The sequence below is a fragment of the Pseudoalteromonas sp. bablab_jr011 genome, from assembly GCF_016464045.1.
GTDB classification, from domain to species: domain Bacteria; phylum Pseudomonadota; class Gammaproteobacteria; order Enterobacterales; family Alteromonadaceae; genus Pseudoalteromonas; species Pseudoalteromonas lipolytica.
Genome location: NZ_JACDWU010000117.1, coordinates 1 through 5,512, shown reverse-complemented (window position 1 = coordinate 5,512; position 5,512 = coordinate 1). Strand labels below are relative to the sequence as shown.

At 42.2% G+C, this 5,512-nt stretch carries 2 protein-coding genes; both read right to left on the bottom strand.

All coding sequences use genetic code 11. The features are described from left to right. A partial coding sequence (locus JIG41_RS23030; RefSeq protein ID WP_199524318.1) for a S8 family serine peptidase occupies positions 1-4,812 on the bottom strand: 4,812 nt, incomplete at its 3' end. A 435-nt stretch (positions 4,813-5,247) separates the two neighbouring features. Continuing rightward, positions 5,248-5,512 (bottom strand): GlyGly-CTERM sorting domain-containing protein (locus tag JIG41_RS04665; RefSeq protein WP_199524317.1); only part of this gene is annotated, 265 nt, incomplete at its 5' end.

The window sequence follows — 5,512 nt, the reverse complement described above, 5'->3', positions numbered from 1 at the left end:
TTCAAAACTTACATTGTCTGAAATAACTGAAATTTCATTTTTCGAGTTTGTTTCATCAATATAGTGAACATCAAAGCTAATTGCTGTTTCTTCTGTGGTTACCATATCGTCAAGCGCTACAACCGTGATGTTGCTTGGTACACTGAGTGTCGCAGTCGTTGTCATGTCATTTAGGCCAGAGATAGCTGCTTTCGCATCAATATTTAGCATTTGACCTGCCGCTGATGGCAATACTTCTGCCCATGCCGTTACTTCGAACTGTGATGATTCTGGGCCAACGTAATCCATACACACAACATAGTCGTCACTAATAACTTCATCTAGATTGTTATAAGCAACTTGAACGCCGCGATATTTATCAAGTGGACCGTATTCATATACTTCGCCACGGAAACCTTGAAGACCAATACTGCCGTGCGGACGGGTCGTACCAAAGTCAAGATTATCGTATGCATAGTAAATTTCGTGCTCACCTTTACCAAAACGCGTATTTGCATTGAATAGCACTTGGAAGTCGAATGAGTTATCACGTTTTGTATAACTGTATGTACCTGTTGAACGGTCATAAACAGGATCGTCATAATCAGATGCATTATCCCACTCAACAATACCCCATCCCGTTGCAGTACTTGCTAGTGAAATACCCTCGTTTGACGATAAGCCAACAGACATTACAGAGCGTAGTAAGCCTTGTTCAGAGAATTCCCAACCACGCCATAATGGACCCATGTTTTCAAATGGGAATGAATTATATGGGAACGGATTGTGAACTGGGTAGAAGAAGCGACTACCGCTTGTATTCACCGTACCCATGCCGCGAATTTGGATAACCTGGTTCTGAATGTTTGTATTTCCAGTGTTATTATACAAACTGAAGTTATCGTACGCACCATTGTAAAAACTTGCGATAGGTAAAGTATAGCCATCACGATAGTTATATAGGTTTTGATCATCAAAACCTGATAGCAGCGGCATAATCCCAAACTGTGATAAATCTACATAACCACCTGGGTTTGCATTACCAAAGTCAGGTGTTCGACACATCTCATCAGTAATGTTATCGGTAACAATGTAGTCTGGCTCAACATCGCGCGTATCAGCCTGCATTCCTGTTACAATAACCTTGCCATCAACAACTTCAATATTGATTTCTGATGTTGTTGATATTGCAACATTTTCAGCTTTAACATCCAGACCTTCTGGAATCGCTAGTTCAAGAGTAAATTCACGGTCAACACCTGAGTTATTTGCCAATACTTCAAAAGTATAAGGAACGAAGTCACCGACTTTAGCACCTGTATTCGGCGCATCTAGGTGCGCAACATCTTTACCACGATTAATCTTGAATGGAATAGAACCTAAGTTACCAGGATTAACTGCTGATGTGCCCACATCCAATAATGAGTAGTAAACACTATTAGCATCAAATTCCATGTTCCAATCAACAGTCATGTCAACTTTGTTTAAACCATCACTCGCAGGAAGGCGTGCAGTCATCCCTGTTGCAACTTGCTCTGATACAACAGCCGTTGCCAGTTCAAAGGTTTCTTCAACTGGACCTACAGAGGTTTTATTACTGCTATATAAAACAACCCAATATTCACCTTCTTCAGGGTTATTAATATTACAGAAGTTGTTGTAGATTCGATGGTTAGATACGCATAAAATCTCATCTTGAGGCTGAACAATACCATCGCCATTGTAGTCTTTACCTACATAAACGATTGGATTACCTTTTTTCAGTGAACCATCAAGTTCCGATTCAACACTGACAGTTTCTGCAATAAAACGTTTAGAATTAGCGGGGACGGTTACAAACTTAGTGAATGTTGCTTCATCTAAGATATCTTCAGCAGCTACATCATCTTTACGATTCATTGTCCAAGGGAAAGTAGTATCGTCATCTTTTGGCAGTGTTACAGAAGTAATTTCTGCTTTCACTGGTTCATAGACACGTGCTACAGGTGCTTCGATGTTTGGTAACATAATGCCTTTAGCAACATACGTTCCTTCGTCAGAATGCGCAGTTGTAGATAGCATTGAAGGTAAGTTACCGCGATCATATTTAAACGCTACAGGCCAATGCGCATCTGGAATACCCGCTTCCTCAGCTTGGAATACTAGGTTCGTGTGTAGCTCAACTTCAGAGTTACTAAACCAATCTTGCGTATCCATAATCGACGCTTTAACGATAATGGTTTGTGTCTCACCTTTTTTCAATGAGAAAGTTTTCGGGAAGATATCAATATTCACACCATTTTGAGCGGATTGTGAATTAACATCATAACTCCAGTTTTCAACATCCTCATGACTAACGGTCCAAGTACCGTCTTCTGTCGCTTTAATCGTTCGTACCCATTGACACTCTGGTGCACATGAGAAGTTAACTAAATTAGGCAAGTTAAGTTTATGCGGTGTACCGCCATTGAATGGATCTGCAGCTAAGAAGTTATCTGCTGACTCATCCATGACAAAGCCCGCTTTTGCTGCTAGCGCAACATTTATGCGACCCGCACCTGAACGATAAGTCTTCGCATCTGCAACTACATCATTTTTATTATTTAAGCGGTGATATTTAACCACATTTTCAGCCGTCATTGATAATGCTGACTGAACTTCAGCTGCAGTCCAATCTGGGTGAATTTGACGAAGTAACGCCATTGAACCCGCAACATGTGGAGATGCCATTGAAGTACCACTAATTGCCGCATAATCTTGGCCATGTGGTGTTACAAACGGATGCTCATCAGAATAAGCAGCATAGATATCAACACCCGGAGCAGCAAGTGTTGGTGCGAGCACTTCTATATTTGAGAATGAAGGACCACGCGATGAGAACGTTGCTAACCAATCAGCATCTTCAGCGTTAACTCGACGCTCAATCACCGTTGGTTTAATAGTGATCATATGGCCCATTTCTGAATAACTATCGACCCAGTCTTCTAGGCCATCATTACCATCAACACCATTCCATTGATCATACGTAAAGTGTACGCCAGGTAAAGAATAGCTTTCTGCAACAGTACCTTGAGCACCATCACGGTTGTACATGATGAAACCATCCGCTCCACCGGCTTTCACGTGATCAACTTTTGCTGTACGTGCATTCGCAGCAGGATCAGCTGCTAAGTGACGCTGACAAATAACAATAACGTTAGTCGTTCCATCAGCCGCACCCGCTATCTCCGTGCCATCCTTATAGAAGTTAAAGGTATTTTCAGGGTAATCAGCTGTACAATAACCGTTGTAATCTTTGAAACCATTAACATCTTCATAGTCTTTAGCCCAAACAACAACCCCGGTGATTTCTTCACTGTTGATTGCGCCCCCTACTAGACCCGTTTCTGACCAGCTAGGAACCTCAGATCCAAGTGAGGCATCTGCAAAACCAGCGAACTCAACGGCGGTTTCAACAGCAACACTACGGCCGTGTGTAGTCGCTGCAACTTGCGCCAGCCAAGGCGATGAGTTATCTAAATAACCAAAACACTCTGCGCTGCCACACCCTTGTCCGCTATTACCAGCCGCTGCTGCAACGTTAATGCCCGCTTCACGCGCGGCTAAAAATGCAAGTTGCACAGGGTCAGCCCACACGTTCGAATCTGCACCACCGATTGAAAAGTTGATTACATCAACACCATCAGAAATCGCGTCTTCAATACCCGCAACAAGCGCTTCGCCCGGACACCCTCTGTATTCGTCACTTGACGGGTAACATACTTGATAAGCAATAATATTCGCATGGGGTGCAACACCTGAAATCTCAGGGAATAAATCTTCTGCAAGGATATTACCATCTGTATTTTCACCAAAACTCGGTAACATATAAGGCACATTTTTAACGACGTTACCCGCTGCAGTTGATGCAACGTGTGAACCGTGACCTTGATAATCCTCACCAATTGCAGGCCAACCTGGGATCATGGCATCAAATGCATCAGTGATCACATCATAAGAACGCACACCGATTAACTTACTATTACATTGGATTTCTTCAGGTTCTTCAACACAGTCACCCACATAATTACCGCTACCAAATGGATTAATGTGCTCATAACCATCATCACCTACTGCAGCAAATGATGGGTGATCAGAGTTAATACCCGTATCGATAATGCCGACAATCTGGCCTTCACCTTTGCCTTTAATACCGCTGGGAACACTTGTGCCATCCCACACTTGGTCTGCACCAATATGACGAGGGCCTTCATCAGATAAAAGATCGTAATTTTTTGAACGCATAACAGAAGCGACCGCTCCTAGTTCAGCAACACTCATTGCTTCACGTTCAGTCATTTTTACAGAGAAACCATTCAATGCTTTAGTGAACTGACGACGCATTTCTGTACGGCCTGTTACAGCCGTTACGCTTTGCATAACAGTGCGTTGTTTTGTAAGTAGCTTATTTTGGTACTCGGTCACGGCAGAAATCGACGGCTGACCTTTTTCGAAAACCTTTGTCACACCTTGAGTTTGCATTATTTTCGCTAAAGGCGAATCGAACTCACGCGCTTCAAGTGCAACAGAGTTATCTCTTAAGCGAACAATATAAATATGCTCACCGTCTAGGCCTTCTTCAGTAAACTTTTTATTTTGTCCACTCAATTGCACATTTAGACCATCATTCTGCATCATGCTAGTTGAGTCGCCTTGATTGTACTCTTTGCTAAATGCTTTGATTTCTTCAAATGTAATATTAGGTGCTTTTAATTGATTTTGTGTTTTAAGCTGACTATCAACACCGACTGCATGAGCAGCGCTGGCACTATAGATAGCTGCGGCAACAGCAATCGAGAGAGTTTTCACTTGCATAAAGTATCCCCTGGATAGTTAATTAGTATAATTATTCAAGCTGGGTGGATATCCATTCCACCGCTCGCGCTTATAATATAACCACAGAGAATTAAAAAATTACCTACATTCGTGTAGCTTTTTGTACACACAATTAACATTTAAGATACTTAAAACTCCTGTAATCGTATTTTTATTTGCAATTAATAAATAGAAGCACCCTATTTTAGGGTAAGTTCACTCATAGGCAGCAGCAAAACCGTTTTTATTATTTACTTTTTGTAAACAATGTAGCGGTGATAATTCCTGTATCGTTGCAGCCACTCATAAGACGTTTTTAACACTCGGCTTCCTCCCCTCAAAATGAGTAAGCATTATTGCGAATTGGTATGAGGAATCCTAAAAACGAAAAAAGGGCCCGAAGGCCCTTTGTCACATAACACACTTAGGGAGTGATTAGCTGCGCTTTGCTTTACGGCGTCTTAAGCCTGCAAAACCTGCCATTAGAAGTGTTAGCCACGCAAGTGAGCCGCTTGAGCTCGACTTCGCTTCTACTTCAGGTTGTACCGTCACTTCTTGTGCAGTAACAGTTACTGAAACACCTAACTCCATCGCGTCAACACCATCGCTTACTGTTACTGTAAATTGATGCTCTCCAACGCTTAAACCAGACACTTCTGTAACTGCTGATGTCGGGCTTGCTATTACACCAGGACCTTCC